This is a genomic window from Sphingomonas sp. R-74633 (assembly GCF_013416555.1).
Classification (GTDB): Bacteria; Pseudomonadota; Alphaproteobacteria; order Sphingomonadales; family Sphingomonadaceae; genus Sphingomonas.
The window spans coordinates 462,331-475,552 of record NZ_JACCFG010000004.1; the positions used below are offsets into that span (position 1 = coordinate 462,331).

Annotated in this window: 11 protein-coding genes; 7 read left to right on the plus strand and 4 right to left on the minus strand. The window is 67.4% G+C overall.

Features of this window, described 5'->3' with window-relative positions:
* Nucleotides 1-75: 75 nt before the first annotated feature.
* The 3 genes from HZY97_RS15550 to HZY97_RS15560 form a co-directional block, all read right to left on the minus strand.
* Nucleotides 76-957, minus strand: a complete 882-nt coding sequence (locus tag HZY97_RS15550) for a LysR family transcriptional regulator (RefSeq protein WP_180145624.1) — start codon at nt 955-957, stop codon at nt 76-78.
* A gap of 69 nt (nt 958-1,026) precedes the next feature.
* On the minus strand, nt 1,027-1,719 hold the full coding sequence (locus tag HZY97_RS15555; RefSeq protein ID WP_180145627.1) for a UTRA domain-containing protein: 693 nt from the start codon (nt 1,717-1,719) through the stop codon (nt 1,027-1,029).
* Complete coding sequence (locus HZY97_RS15560; RefSeq protein WP_180145630.1) at nt 1,716-3,056, minus strand: formimidoylglutamate deiminase; 1,341 nt, start codon at nt 3,054-3,056, stop codon at nt 1,716-1,718. Before HZY97_RS15560 ends, HZY97_RS15555 begins: the two co-directional genes overlap by 4 nt.
* Before the next feature lie 59 nt (nt 3,057-3,115).
* Here HZY97_RS15560 and hutI point away from each other — a divergent pair, with 59 nt between their 5' ends.
* From hutI to hutU, 4 genes are read left to right on the plus strand one after another with little or no spacing between them, the layout of a single operon-like run.
* Nucleotides 3,116-4,303, plus strand: a complete 1,188-nt coding sequence (gene hutI, locus HZY97_RS15565) for an imidazolonepropionase (RefSeq protein ID WP_180145632.1) — start codon at nt 3,116-3,118, stop codon at nt 4,301-4,303.
* The gene (hutH, locus tag HZY97_RS15570; protein ID WP_180145635.1) at nt 4,300-5,829 is read left to right on the plus strand and encodes a histidine ammonia-lyase; all 1,530 of its coding nucleotides are present in this window, start codon (nt 4,300-4,302) and stop codon (nt 5,827-5,829) included. Before hutI ends, hutH begins: the two co-directional genes overlap by 4 nt.
* Complete coding sequence (hutG, locus tag HZY97_RS15575) at nt 5,826-6,635, plus strand: N-formylglutamate deformylase (protein WP_180145638.1); 810 nt, start codon at nt 5,826-5,828, stop codon at nt 6,633-6,635. Before hutH ends, hutG begins: the two co-directional genes overlap by 4 nt.
* Complete coding sequence (hutU, locus tag HZY97_RS15580) at nt 6,632-8,287, plus strand: urocanate hydratase (protein WP_180145641.1); 1,656 nt, start codon at nt 6,632-6,634, stop codon at nt 8,285-8,287. The genes hutG and hutU overlap by 4 nt, the downstream gene beginning before the upstream one ends.
* 192 nt (nt 8,288-8,479) lie before the next feature.
* On the opposite strand, the gene HZY97_RS15585 is transcribed toward hutU, so the two are convergent.
* Complete coding sequence (locus tag HZY97_RS15585; protein ID WP_180145645.1) at nt 8,480-8,971, minus strand: asparaginase domain-containing protein; 492 nt, start codon at nt 8,969-8,971, stop codon at nt 8,480-8,482.
* A gap of 79 nt (nt 8,972-9,050) precedes the next feature.
* Here HZY97_RS15585 and HZY97_RS15590 point away from each other — a divergent pair, with 79 nt between their 5' ends.
* Genes HZY97_RS15590 through HZY97_RS15600 form a run of 3 tightly spaced genes read left to right on the plus strand, consistent with a single transcriptional unit; the run spans nt 9,051 to nt 13,222 of the window.
* Nucleotides 9,051-9,485 carry a DUF2946 family protein gene (locus HZY97_RS15590; protein ID WP_373684394.1) on the plus strand — a complete coding sequence of 145 codons (435 nt, stop codon included), beginning with the start codon at nt 9,051-9,053 and terminating at the stop codon, nt 9,483-9,485.
* Nucleotides 9,486-9,542: 57 nt separating this feature from the next.
* On the plus strand, nt 9,543-11,834 hold the full coding sequence (locus tag HZY97_RS15595) for a TonB-dependent receptor (protein WP_180145648.1): 2,292 nt from the start codon (nt 9,543-9,545) through the stop codon (nt 11,832-11,834).
* Complete coding sequence (locus HZY97_RS15600; protein WP_180145651.1) at nt 11,831-13,222, plus strand: PepSY domain-containing protein; 1,392 nt, start codon at nt 11,831-11,833, stop codon at nt 13,220-13,222. The genes HZY97_RS15595 and HZY97_RS15600 overlap by 4 nt, the downstream gene beginning before the upstream one ends.

Below are 13,222 nucleotides of genomic sequence, written 5' to 3' on the forward strand. Positions count from 1 at the left end.
AACGCTATCGCCCCGCTCCCGGCACCGCACATAGCGAGTGGGGCCCTCGGCATAGCCTGTTGTTATGGCCGCAGTTTACGCGTCGATCACCTTGGCGAGCGCCTTGAGGAAATCGGTGGCGAGCGCTGTGGGCGGCCGATTGAGCAGGAACATCGCGTGGACGTCGAAGGTCAGCTGCGGCTTCAAGGGCCGCATCGCCAGCCCGGGCACGAGCGAGGCCTGGGCGGTGAAGCTGTCCACCACCGTCATTCCCACTCCCTGCGCGACCAGCGCGGTGGCGATGTAGAAAGTCCGTGCGGAGATGACTTCGTCGAGCTCAAGCTCGAGCCGCGCGCATTCCTGGCTGAACAGCTGGCCGATCGGCCCCGAATTGGCGAGGCTGATGAACGGGCGGCCGCGCAGCCGCTCCAGCTCGATCCGCGCCGGTGCGTTGGGCATGTCCTCTTCGCGGTAGAGCACCACCAGCTCGCCCTCGCCCAGCCAGCGATGGCCGATCGGCGCCGCGTGCGGGACCTCATAGGCGATCGCGACATCGGTCTCGCGCTCATAGAGTTTGCGCAGCAGATCGTCGTGGTGGACGGTCTGCAGGTCGAAGCGCACGCCCTCGTGATTGCGCATGAAGCGCGACACGGCAGTCGGCAGCGCGTTGAGCGCCAGACTCGGCAGCGCCGAGATCTTCAGCATCCCGCCCGCACCACGCTTCAGGTTCCGCCCCGCCTCGCGCAGCGCATAGACGCGGTCCTGGATCTCCGAGACTTCGGTGAACAGCGTGTGCGCATCCTCGGTCGGGACGAGCCGGCCATTGGTGCGGTGGAAGAGCTGGAAGCCGAGCAGGCTCTCGGCATGGCGCAGCATCTTGGAGACCGAGGGCTGCGATACGTTGAGCGCACGCGCCGCCCCGCTCACCGAGCCGTTGACATATACCGCGTGAAAGATCTCGATGTGGCGCAAGTTCATTGCGCCAGCCTATCGTGCTTTGCGAAAAGCGAAAGGCCCCGCTTTGGCGCAATCGTTTCGAAGCAAGAACTATCCGCCCGGCGTGAACTCGGCGACGAGGTCATAGCGGTCGCCCGGAAAGGTCTGGCGGACGAAGGTCACTGCCCTGCCCGTGCGCCAGGTCCAACGCTCGACCTGCAGGCAGGCGGTCTGCGGTTCGAGCTTGAGCCGCGTGGCGAGCGCGCGCGGGGCAGAGACGGCGCGGATGCGGTGGCGAGCGTCCGTCCACGGCACATGGTGGAGCAGCCACGAGCCCGGCGCCTCGGTCTCGAACGTATCGGCGCGCGGCACGGGCACGGTATCGAGCGCGATCAGCCGGCGCTCGGCGGCGAAGGGCTGGCCACCGGCGAAATGCACGCCCTCGATCAGCAGTGCCGGCGCCGGGATGCCTGACAGCTCGATATCGGCATCGCGATTGACCACGCGGCAGGTGTCGAGTTCCCAGCCATAGGCTTCACCGCGCGCCGCGATCAGCTGGGCAAGGTCGGGCACCGCCAGCACCGCGGCATGGACCTGCGGGTGTGCGACGAACGAACCGGCCTTGCGGCGGCGCTCGATCAGCCCGGCATGCGCGAGCCGCTCCAGCGCCTTGCTGACGGTGGCGCGGGCGCAGCCATAGTGCGTGACCAGCTCATGCTCGAACGGAATACGATCGCCCGGGCGCAGCTCGCCCGAGCGGATGCGTTCCTCGATGTCCGAGCGAATGCGTTCCTGCAGAGTCACGCCAGCAAATTCGTCAAAATTTTGTGATAATGATTAGCAATAGCCTCGCTCGCAAGGTGCTTGCCGCGAACGACTCGCAGCTGACCGGCGCGCCAGACGCAGTCGATCGCGCCGGCGCGGCCGGCGAAGATCCAGCGATCGAGGAAGGTGCCGGCGGACGCGCCGGCGAAGCTTGGATGTTCCATGTTCAGGGAGACAATATCGGCCGGCGCACCGGGTGCAATCCCGGTCGCGACGCCAAGCGCCTGCCCTGCGCCCTTGAGCGCTGCGGCGAACAGCGTTTCGCCGACCGACGCACCTTCTTGCAAAAGAATCGCACGCCGGCGCCGCGCCAGCCGCTGCGAATATTCAATCGACCGCAATTCATACGCCGCGTCGATCTGGATGTTGGAATCGGTGCCGGTGGCGATGCGTCCGCCGGCCGCGAGATAACGCTCCGCGGGAAAAATGCCGTCGCCGAGATTGGCTTCGGTGACCGGGCAGAGGCCGGCGACAGCGCCCGAGGCGGCGAGCCGGTCGGCTTCCCGATCGGTGAGGTGCGTGGCGTGGATCAGCGCCCAGCGCTCGCTCAGCTCAACGTTGTCAAGCAGCCATTCGACGGGTCGGGCACCGCTCCAGGCGAGGCAGGCCTCGACTTCCTTGACCTGCTCGGCGGCGTGGATGTGGAGCGGGCCAGAGGTTAACGCCGTGACTGCCGTTAACGCTTCAGGCGTGACGGCGCGCAGCGAGTGGGGGGCGATACCCAATATCGCGTCAGCGGGGAGCTTGGCCTTGCTCGCCTCGACCAGCCTGGCGAAGCTGTCGATATCGGAGAGGAAGCGCCGCTGGCCGGGCTTGGGCGGCTGTCCGCCGAAATCGCTGTACGCGTAGTAGACGGGGAGCAGTGTCAGGCCGATGCCGGCTTGCTCGGCGGCGTGGACGATCGCGCCGGCCGTCTCGGCCGGATCGGCGTAGCGGGCGCCATCTATGTCATTGTGAAGATAGTGAAACTCGCCGACGCGGGTGTAGCCGGTCTCGAGCATCTCGACATAGGCCTGGGCAGTGATCGCGGCGATGTCGTCGGGGGTGAGCCGGTCGAGAAACCGGTACATGATCTCGCGCCAGCTCCAGAAATCATCGTCGGGCCGGCCGCGCCGCTCGCTGAGCCCGGCCATGCCGCGCTGGAAGCCGTGGCTGTGGACATTGCCCATGCCCGGGATCGCGACGCGGTGAGGCTCGGCGTCGGGTGCGGGATTAGTGGAGGGCAGAACCTCCGAAATTCGGCCATCGGCGATGCGGACCGTGACGCGCTCGGCCCAGCCAGTCGGCAACAGCGCGGTTTCGAACCAAAGATCCATTCCAAGCCTCCCGTTCGTTATGTCTAGACATAACTGGTCGCACGGGCAAGGATGCGCGCATGGACCGACTCTGGACCAATGCACGGATCGCAACGATGGCGGGCCCCGGGATGGGTGTCGTCGAGCGTGGTGCAGTGGCGGCGAAAGACGGCCGGATCGCCTGGGTCGGGCTGGCAAGCGAAGCCCCAGCGGCGGCCGAGACGATCGATTGCGAAGGCCGCTGGATCACGCCTGGGCTGATCGACTGTCACACCCATCTGGTTCATGGTGGTGACCGCGCACACGAGTTCGAACTCCGCCTGCAGGGCGCGAGCTATGAGGAGATCGCGCGGGCCGGCGGTGGGATCGTCTCGACGATGCGCGCCACCCGCGAAGCCAGCGAAGCCGAACTGGTTGCGAGCGCCCTTCCACGGCTCGATGCGCTGATTGCCGAGGGCGCGACCACTGTCGAAGTGAAGTCAGGCTATGGCCTGGCACTCGACGATGAGCGCAAGATGCTGCGCGCGGCACAGGCGCTGGCACGCGAACGCAAGGTTCGGATCGCAACGACATTCCTTGGCGCACACGCCTTGCCGCCCGAATATTCAGAAAACCAATCTGGTTATATCGACCTCGTTTGCGAGACGATGATACCAGCAGTGGCTGAAGCCGGGCTCGCCGATGCGGTCGACGCCTTTTGCGAGGGCATTGGCTTCACGCTGACCGAGACCGAGCGCGTCTTCAAGGCCGCCAAGAAGCACGGCCTCAAGGTGAAACTCCACGCCGAGCAACTCTCCAACCAGCAGGGCGCCGCACTGGCAGCTTCCTATGGCGCGCTTTCGGCCGACCATCTCGAATATCTCGACGATGCCGGCATCGCGGCGATGGCCGAAGCCGGCACGGTCGCCACGCTCCTCCCCGGCGCCTATTATTTCATGCGCGAGACCCGCCTCCCGCCGATCCAGGCACTGCGCGACGCCGGCGTACCAATCGCGCTCGCCACCGACTGCAATCCCGGCACCTCGCCGCTCACCAGCCTGCTGCTCGTCATGAACATGGGCGCCACGCTGTTCCGGCTGACCGTCGAGGAATGCCTGGCTGGCGTGACCCGCGAGGCGGCGCGCGCGCTCGGGCTCCAGCACGAAATCGGCACGATCGAAGTCGGCAAGAGCTGCGACCTGGCGCTCTGGGACATCGAGCGGCCGGCCGAGCTTGTTTATCGCATGGGGCTGAACCCGCTTCATGCCCGCATCTGGAAGGGCGAATGACCGAAATCCTGCTGATCCCCGGCGACGTGCCGCTGGCCGAGTGGCGCGCAATCTGGCGCGGCGCGGTGCCCAGGCTCGACCCCGCCTCTGCCCCGCGCATCGCCGAGAGCGCCGCCGCGGTCGCGCGCATCCTGTCGCATGGCGAACCGGTCTACGGGATCAACACCGGCTTCGGAAAGCTCGCCAGCGTCAAGATCGAGGCCGAGGACCTGGCGACGCTCCAGCGCAATATCGTGCTCAGCCACGCCGCCGGCGTGGGCGCGCCTTCCCCCGCGCCGATCGTGCGGCTGATGATGGCGCTCAAGCTAGCCAGCCTGGCGCAGGGCGCATCGGGCGTGCAGCCGGCGACGGTGGCGTTGCTCGAGGCGATGCTCGCCATGGGGCTCACGCCGGTCGTGCCGAGCCAGGGTTCAGTCGGCGCCAGCGGCGACCTTGCCCCGCTCGCGCATATGGCCGCGACGATGATCGGCGTCGGTTCGATCGAAGTCGATGGCCGCGTGCTGCCGGCCGAACAGGCGCTGGCCGAGGCAGGTCTCCAGCCAGTGACATTGGGCCCCAAGGAGGGTCTCGCCCTCCTCAACGGCACCCAATTCTCCACCGCCAATGCGCTGGCGGGCTTGTTCGAGACCGAGACGCTGTTCCAGGCCGCGCTCGTCACCGGCGCGCTTTCGACCGAGGCGGCCAAGGGCACCGACGCGCCGTTCGACCCGCGCATCCACATGCTCCGCCGCCATCCCGGCCAGATCGCCGTCGGCGAGACGCTGCGCAGTCTGATGGCCGGCTCCGCGATCCGCGCCTCGCACCGCGACGACGATCCGCGCGTCCAGGACCCCTATTGCCTGCGCTGCCAGCCCCAGGTGATGGGCGCGGTGCTCGATCTGCTCCGCCAGGCGGCGACCACGCTGGAGACCGAGGCCAACGGCGTCAGCGATAATCCGCTGATCTTCCCCGAGACCGACGAAGCATTGTCCGGCGGCAATTTCCACGCCGAGCCCGTCGCCTTCGCAGCCGACATGATCGCGCTGGCACTGTGCGAGATCGGCTCGATCGCCGAGCGGCGGGTGGCAATGCTCGTCGATCCCGCACTCTCCAACCTGCCCGCCTTCCTCACGCCGCAGCCGGGGCTCAATTCGGGCTTCATGATCCCTCAGGTCACCGCCGCCGCGCTCGTTTCCGAGAACAAGCAGCGCGCCACTCCGGCGAGCGTCGACTCGATCCCGACCTCTGCCAACCAGGAAGACCATGTCTCGATGGCCGCCCACGGCGCGCGCCGCCTGCTCGAAATGGCGGCGAACACCGGCGCGGTGATCGGCATCGAGCTGCTCGCCGCCGCGCAGGGCTGCGACTTCCACGCAGGGCTCACTTCGTCGGAGGCGCTGGAACGCGTCCGCGCCCGCCTGCGCCGCGAAGTGCAGACACTCGACCATGACCGGCATTTCCACCCCGACATCGAAGCCGCCACGGCAATCGTGCGCTGCGGCGGCGTGGCCGAGGCGGCGGCGATCGCACTACCGGGCGTCGCATGAGCTGGCTCGAGATTCACCGCGGCGAAGCGCCGCTGATCGTCGCCTTCCCGCATACCGGCACCGACCTCGCCGATGTCGAGGATCGCTTCATCTCGCCCTGGCTGGCGACCAAGGATGCCGATTGGTGGATCGACCGGCTCTATGCTTTCGCCGCCGATCTCGGTGCGACGACGGTGCGGACGCGGATCTCGCGCAGCGTGATCGATGTGAACCGCGATCCCTCGGGTGCGTCGCTCTATCCGGGCCAGGCAACGACCGAGCTTTGCCCGACCACGACCTTCGACGGCGACCTGCTCTACCGCGACGGCAACCCCGATGCCGACGAGATCGCACGGCGACGCACCGCCTTCTTCGATCCCTATCACACCGCTATCGAAGCCGAGATCGCCCGCCTCCGCGCGATCCACCCCAAGGTCGTGCTCTACGACGCCCATTCGATCCGCAGCCATGTCCCGCGCCTGTTTGACGGCGAACTGCCCCAGTTCAACATCGGCACCAATGGCGGCACCACCTGTGCCCCCGCACTCGCCCGCGCCGTCGAAGCGGCCTGTGCCTCCACCCCCTGGAGCCAGGTGACGGACGGCCGCTTTCGCGGTGGCTGGACAACGCGGCACTATGGCCGCCCCGAACAGGGCGTCCACGCCATCCAGATGGAGCTGGCCTGCCGCGGCTATATCGACGAGCCCTCCGCCTTTGACGAGGGCCACTGGCCCACGCCCTATGACGACGCCCGCGCCGCCCCGATGCGTGCCGCCCTGACCCAGGTTCTCACCGCCTGCCTGACCTTCGCCGGAGCCCCGGAATGACTCGCCTCGACAATAGCCGCATCATCAAGCCCGCCACCGGCACCGCGCTGACCGCCAAGAGCTGGCTCACCGAAGCGCCGCTCCGCATGCTGATGAACAACCTCCACCCCGACGTCGCCGAGCGGCCCGAGGAGCTGGTCGTCTATGGCGGCATCGGCCGCGCCGCGCGCGACTGGGAGAGCTATGACAAGATCGTTGCAACGCTACGCGATCTCGAGGCCGACGAGACGCTGCTGATCCAGTCGGGCAAGCCTGTCGGCGTCTTCCGCACCCACGAAAACGCCCCCCGCGTCCTCCTCGCCAACTCTAACCTGGTGCCGCACTGGGCGACCTGGGAGCATTTCAACGAGCTCGATCGCAAGGGTCTGGCGATGTACGGCCAGATGACCGCGGGCTCGTGGATCTATATCGGCACCCAGGGCATCGTGCAGGGCACCTACGAGACCTTCGCCGAGATGGGCCGCCAGCATTATGGCGGCGATCTCAAGGGCCGCTGGCTGCTCACCGCCGGCCTGGGCGGCATGGGCGGCGCCCAGCCGCTTGCGGCGGTGATGGCGGGCGCATCCTGCCTCGCCATCGAGTGCCAGCCGAGCCGGATCGAGATGCGCCTGCGCACCGGCTATCTCGACCATAAAGCCGGGACGATCGAGGAAGCGCTCGACATTATCCAGCGCGCCGACAAGCCCGTCTCGGTCGGCCTGCTCGGCAACGCGGCGGAACTGCTGCCCGAGATGTTCGCCCGCGGTATCCGCCCCGACCTGCTCACCGATCAGACCAGCGCGCATGATCCCGTGAACGGCTACCTCCCGATCGGCTGGACCGTCGCCGAGTGGCTCGAGAAGCGCGAGCGCGATCCCGAAGCCGTCGCCAAGGCGGCCAAGGCCTCGATGGCGCAGCATGTGCAGGCGATGCTCGACTTCCACGCCGCGGGTGTGCCGACGGTCGACTACGGCAACAATATCCGCCAGGTCGCGCTCGACGAGGGCGTGGCCAACGCCTTCGACTTCCCCGGCTTCGTCCCCGCCTATATCCGCCCGCTGTTCTGCAGGGGGATCGGCCCGTTCCGCTGGGTGGCGCTGTCGGGCGACCCCGAGGATATCGCCAAGACCGATGCCAAGGTGAAGGAGCTGCTGCCCGACAACGCGCACCTCCACAACTGGCTCGACATGGCCGCCGAGCGCATCCACTTCCAGGGCCTGCCCGCGCGGATCTGCTGGGTCGGGCTGGGCGACCGCCACCGGCTCGGCCTCGCTTTCAACGAGATGGTGGCGAGCGGCGAGCTCAAGGCGCCGATCGTGATCGGCCGCGACCATCTCGACAGCGGATCGGTTGCCAGCCCCAATCGCGAAACCGAGGCGATGCGCGACGGATCGGACGCGGTATCCGACTGGCCTTTGCTCAACGCGTTGCTCAACACCGCATCGGGCGCGACCTGGGTGTCGCTCCATCACGGCGGCGGCGTCGGCATGGGCTATTCGCAGCACGCCGGCATGGTGATCGTCGCCGACGGCACGCAGGAGGCGGCGTCGCGGCTCGAACGCGTGCTGTGGAACGACCCCGCAACCGGCGTGATGCGGCACGCCGACGCCGGCTACGTCGAAGCTTTGGACTGTGCGCGTGAGAAGAGGCTGAAATTGCCCGGTATCTTGTAGGCAGTCCTTCCTTGCCGGAAACGGCAAGGGATGGAGGCGGGCCGTTGCAACCGGCCCGCCTCTAAAATCGATCTCATAGACAGCACTTTCCCCGGCGAAGGCCGGGGCCCAGATTAAGCGTGCGCGGCGAAGACGCGCCATGGCGCGTGATTTCAAGGACTGGGCCCCGGCCTTCGCCGAGGAAAGAAGGCGTCAGATCTCCACGAACCTTCCCGCCTCGCGGTCCTTCACCACCTTGCCCGCTTCGAACACGGTGCCGTTCATCGTGATGTAGACGCCCGGCTGCGCGACCTGGACGGTGGCGAAGGCCATGCCGAGGTTGAAGGGCGCATCGGTCTCCGCGAAGCGCGCCGGAGCAAGCGCGCCGACCAGCACGATCGTCTTGCCGGCGATCCCCGCCAGCGCCTTGGCCGTCTCGGTCATCGTATCGGTGCCGTGGGTGATGACGATGCGGCTCGCCGAAGCGGCAGCGGCACGCGACGCGATCAGCGCGCGGTCAGCATCGTCCATCTCCAGACTGTCCTTGCGCATCACTTCCTCGATCTCGAAGGGATTCAGCACACGCCCGACCTCAAGCAGCCGCGACATCATCGTGCCGACGATCGTGTATTTGCTCGACGCGTCGAAATATTGCTTGTCGATCGTACCGCCGGTGGTGAGCACGAGGATCGGTTGCTGGGTCATGCGCGGGCCTTACGCCCCTTCCTTGCCAAGGTCATGGGACAAAATGCCCATATCGCCTGCACGATTACGCAGGTGACAGGTGGCGCCAAACCGCGTAGCCACGCCGGCCATGGGGGCATGGCGCGTCTTCCTGAAAGAGCATCGCTGGCTGGCATTGTGGCTGATCGCCGCGGCGCTGGCGGTGAAGGCGTTCGTCCCGGCGGGCTATATGCTCGCCGATACCGGCGGCAAGACGCTGACCATGGCGATCTGCGACGGCAACGGCCCGGCGACGATGACCATCGACGTGCCGATGGATCCCGATCACGCCAAGAAGCCTGACAGCGCCAAGCAGGACGGCGGCTGCGCCTTCTCCGCGCTGGGCCATGCGACGATGGGCGGCGCCGATCCGGTGCTGCTCCTCGCGGCGTTCCTCTTCCTGCTCGCGCTCGGCTTTGCCGCGACCGCCCAGCCCGCGCCGCGCCGCCGTGCATTTGCCCGTCCGCCTTCGCAAGGACCGCCTGCCCGCACCTGAACCACGCCGCCGCGCTGCTGCGCGGCACGGTTTTCGTTCGTTTCAGGTGATATTCGCATGTTCATGTCTCGCCGTGCGCGCATCGTTGCGCTGCCGCTCTTCTGTCTCGCTACCCCTGCCCTCGCCCAGCAAGCCGAGGACAAGCAGGAGGAAAGCTCCATTCTCGTCGTCGGCCAGAAGGACGCGCCGATCAGCATCGATCCGCGCGGGCTCTCGGTAAGTCTCGGCGAAGAGCAGTTCGCCGGCGTCAACGCGCAGAATGTCGAGGATCTGATGAAGTACGCGCCCGATTTCTTCGTGCGCAAACGCTATGCCGGCGATTCCAACGGCGTGCCGGGCTTCCGCGGCACCCACTCGACCCAGAGCGCCCGTACGCTGGTGATGGTCGACGGGTTCGTGGTGTCGAACTTCCTCGGCAACTCGTTCGGCTTCGCGCCCAAATGGGGCGTGGTCGGTCCGGGCGAAGTCGAGCAGTTCGACATTGTCTATGGCCCTTATTCGGCGCGCTATTCGGGCAATTCGATGGGCGGCATCGTCAACATCACCACGCGCTCGCCCCAGAAGACCGAAGGCTTTGTCACCGTCCAGGGACTGGCCGAGCCTTTCGACCAGTACGGTACCCACGCCACTTATTGGGGCTGGTCGGGCGAGGCGGGCCTTGGCTGGCGGCAGAAGGACGGGCCGTGGTCGGCGCGGCTTTCCGGCCGGCACTTCCGCAATGATGGCCAGCCGATGAGCTGGTACGGCCTGACCCCGGTTACGGGCGCGGCCGGCACGGTCGTCACCGGCGCGGTGGTCGACAAGGGCCAGGCGATTCCCAACGCCCCCGGCACTACAGCCAACCCGATCTTCGCAGCGCAGAGCCCGGCGGCAACCACGCAGGACCAGGCAAAGCTGCGCATCGGCTATGACGGCGCCTCGGGCGTCACCGGCGAGCTGCTGTTCGCCTATTGGCACAATCTCGACGCCCAGTACGCGCCCGACTGCTATCTGCGCGATGCGGCCGGCAACAAGGTCTGCGAAGGCCGCGTGACCACGCTCGGCCAGACCTGGACCGCGTCCGGCGCCAAATGGTCGAGAACCGTGCGCGACGAATATCTGGCGGGCGCCAAGATCGCCGCGCCGCTGGGTGACGATGTGACGGCGAAGCTCAATGTCTCGACCTATCAGGTCACGCGTTCGGACGGGTTCACCTCGGCCAGCTATGCCGCCGGCGCATCGAACGGCGCTGGCACACTGGCGCGCCAGGGGCCGACCGGCTGGTACACCGCCGAGGCGTCGCTGGATGCGAAGATGGGCGCGCTCGATCTCGCCGCCGGGGCGAGCGCCAATCTCTATCAGACCGACCTGACCAACTATGCCGTGCCCAATTGGCGCGCGGACGATGGACGTGCCTTTTCCACCCGCACCTTCGGCAAGACGCGCCTGCTCGCCGGCTGGGCCGAGGGGCGGCTGCATGCCGATGCACTGGCCTTCACGCTCGGCGCGCGCTTCGAGAGCTGGCGGGCGTTCGATGGCGGGCTCGGGCGGATCGGCACCTCGGGCACGCCGGTGACCAACCGCTATGTGGCGCGCAGTGACACCGCCTTCGATCCCAAATTCTCGGCCGAATGGCATGGCGGCGCGACCAGCGTACAGCTCAGCCTGGCGGAGGCGACGCGCTTCCCGACGGTGGGCGAGCTGTTCCAGGGCAGCCTGAACGGCGATGGCAGCTTCAACGCCAACAGCTTCGATCCGAACCTCAAGCCCGAGCGCTCGCGCGATGCCAATCTGCTGGTGGCCCACGACTTCGGCGCGCTGAAGCTTACCGGCTCGGCCTTCTGGCAGCACGTGGACGACACGATCTTCTCGTTCGTCGGGTTCAACCAGAACGGCATCACCACCTCGAACTTCAAGAATATCGACCGCACCCGCCAATATGGCCTCGAGCTGATCGCCGAGGCGCGCGACGTCGGCGTGCGCGGGCTCGATCTCGACGCCAATGTCGCCTGGATCGACTCGAAGACGGTCCGCAACGACAGCGCGCCGACAGCGGAGGGCGTCCAGTTCCCGCGCATCCCGCGCTGGCGGCTCAACGCCAATCTGCGCTACGCGGTCACGACGCGCGTGCTCGCCTCGATCGGAATGCGCTATGCGACGCGGCCCAATACCGATCTGTTCGGAACGCAGCGCGGCGATACGTTCGGCTATACCTCCGAGCTGTTCGCGCTCGATGCCAAGGTGAACTGGAAGATGACCGACAATCTGCGGCTGAGCGTGGGAGTGGACAACATCACCAACGACCGCGCCTGGGTCTATCACCCCTATCCGCAGCGCAGCTTCCTGGTCGAGGCGGGGTGGACGCTGTGAGCGAGGCGACCGTTCGGCATGAGCGCTGGTTTCGCGCGGTGTGGCGCTGGCATTTCTATGCCGGGATCTTCTGCCTGCCCTTCATCCTGTGGCTGTCGGTGACCGGCGGCATCTATTTGTTCAAGCCGCAGATCGAGGGCTGGCTCTACGCGCCGTACACGCATGTGGCCCAGCCCGGCATGCCGATGCTGGCGCCCGAGAAGATCGTCGCCGCAGGCACGGCGGCGGTGCCGGGATCGGTGCTCCACAAATATGTGCTGCCCGAGGCCCCGGACGATGCGGTGCAGCTGCTGGTCGGCGCCGGCGCGGAGGAGACACGCGTCTGGGTCCACCCCCAGACCGGACAGGTGCTGAAGAAGGTGACGGAGGAAGACCGCTTCATGCGCGTGATCTTCCGGCTGCACGGCGAGTTGCTCGCCGGAAAATGGGGATCGGCGCTGGTCGAGATCGCCGCCTGCTGGACGATCGTGATGATCCTCACCGGCTTGTTCCTGTGGTGGCCGCGCGGGCGCGCCGGTAAGGGCCTCGGCGGCATCGCCTGGCCGCGCCTTCGCGGTGGCAGGCGCATTTTCTGGCGCGACATGCACGCGGTGACCGGGCTGTGGGTGTCGCTGGCCGCGGTGTTCCTGATCGCCTCAGGCCTGCCCTGGGCGAAGAACTGGGGCGATTACCTCAAGCAGGTCCGCGTCGTGACCCGCACCGCCGCCTACCGCCAGGACTGGTCTGCCGGGTCCGAGGCGGATGCAAAGGCGCGTGCCGACCTCGACAAGGGCGTGCGCGCGATGCTCGACGAACATGCCGAGCATCACGGGATGACGATGATGCATGTCGCGCCCAAGGGCCCGGCGCTCGACCGGGTGGTGACCAGGGCGATAACGCTCGGACTAGCGGCGCCCGCCGAAGTGAGCCCACCGACCAAAATCGGCGGCCGCTGGCTTGTCCAGTCGCAGGCCGAAGACCGCACCCGGCGCGTATCGGTCGAGATCGGCGACGATGGCGCGGTGATCGGATCGCAGGGCTATGGCGACCGGCACTGGATCGACCGGGCGGTCGGCTTCGGCGTGGCGGTGCACGAAGGTGCCTGGCTGGGGCTGCTCAACCAGCTCGTCAACCTGCTCGTGCTGATCGGACTGGTGCTGCTCGCGGTGTCCAGCGCGGTGCTGTGGTGGCGCCGGCGGCCTCAGGGCAGGCTGGGCGCGCCGGCGGCGAAGGATCCGCTCAGGCACAGCTGGGCGCTGGTCGGGGCGACGGTCCTGCTCGGCGTGCTGCTGCCCCTGTTCGGGATCACGCTCGCCCTCGCAGCGGCGTTTGAGCTGGTCGCGCGGCGCACCGCCCCGGGGATCGCCCGCTGGCTGGGCCTGCGCGAATATGTCCGAAATGTAACCTGA

Coding starts and splice junctions, on each gene's coding strand:
- HZY97_RS15595 (WP_180145648.1), top strand. CDS start 9,543: ATGTTCATGTCTCGCCGTGCGCGCATCGTTGCGCTGCCGCTCTTCTGT.
- HZY97_RS15585 (WP_180145645.1), bottom strand. CDS start 8,971: ATGACCCAGCAACCGATCCTCGTGCTCACCACCGGCGGTACGATCGAC.
- HZY97_RS15560 (WP_180145630.1), bottom strand. CDS start 3,056: ATGGATCTTTGGTTCGAAACCGCGCTGTTGCCGACTGGCTGGGCCGAG.
- HZY97_RS15550 (WP_180145624.1), bottom strand. CDS start 957: ATGAACTTGCGCCACATCGAGATCTTTCACGCGGTATATGTCAACGGC.
- hutG (WP_180145638.1), top strand. CDS start 5,826: ATGAGCTGGCTCGAGATTCACCGCGGCGAAGCGCCGCTGATCGTCGCC.
- hutI (WP_180145632.1), top strand. CDS start 3,116: ATGGACCGACTCTGGACCAATGCACGGATCGCAACGATGGCGGGCCCC.
- hutH (WP_180145635.1), top strand. CDS start 4,300: ATGACCGAAATCCTGCTGATCCCCGGCGACGTGCCGCTGGCCGAGTGG.
- hutU (WP_180145641.1), top strand. CDS start 6,632: ATGACTCGCCTCGACAATAGCCGCATCATCAAGCCCGCCACCGGCACC.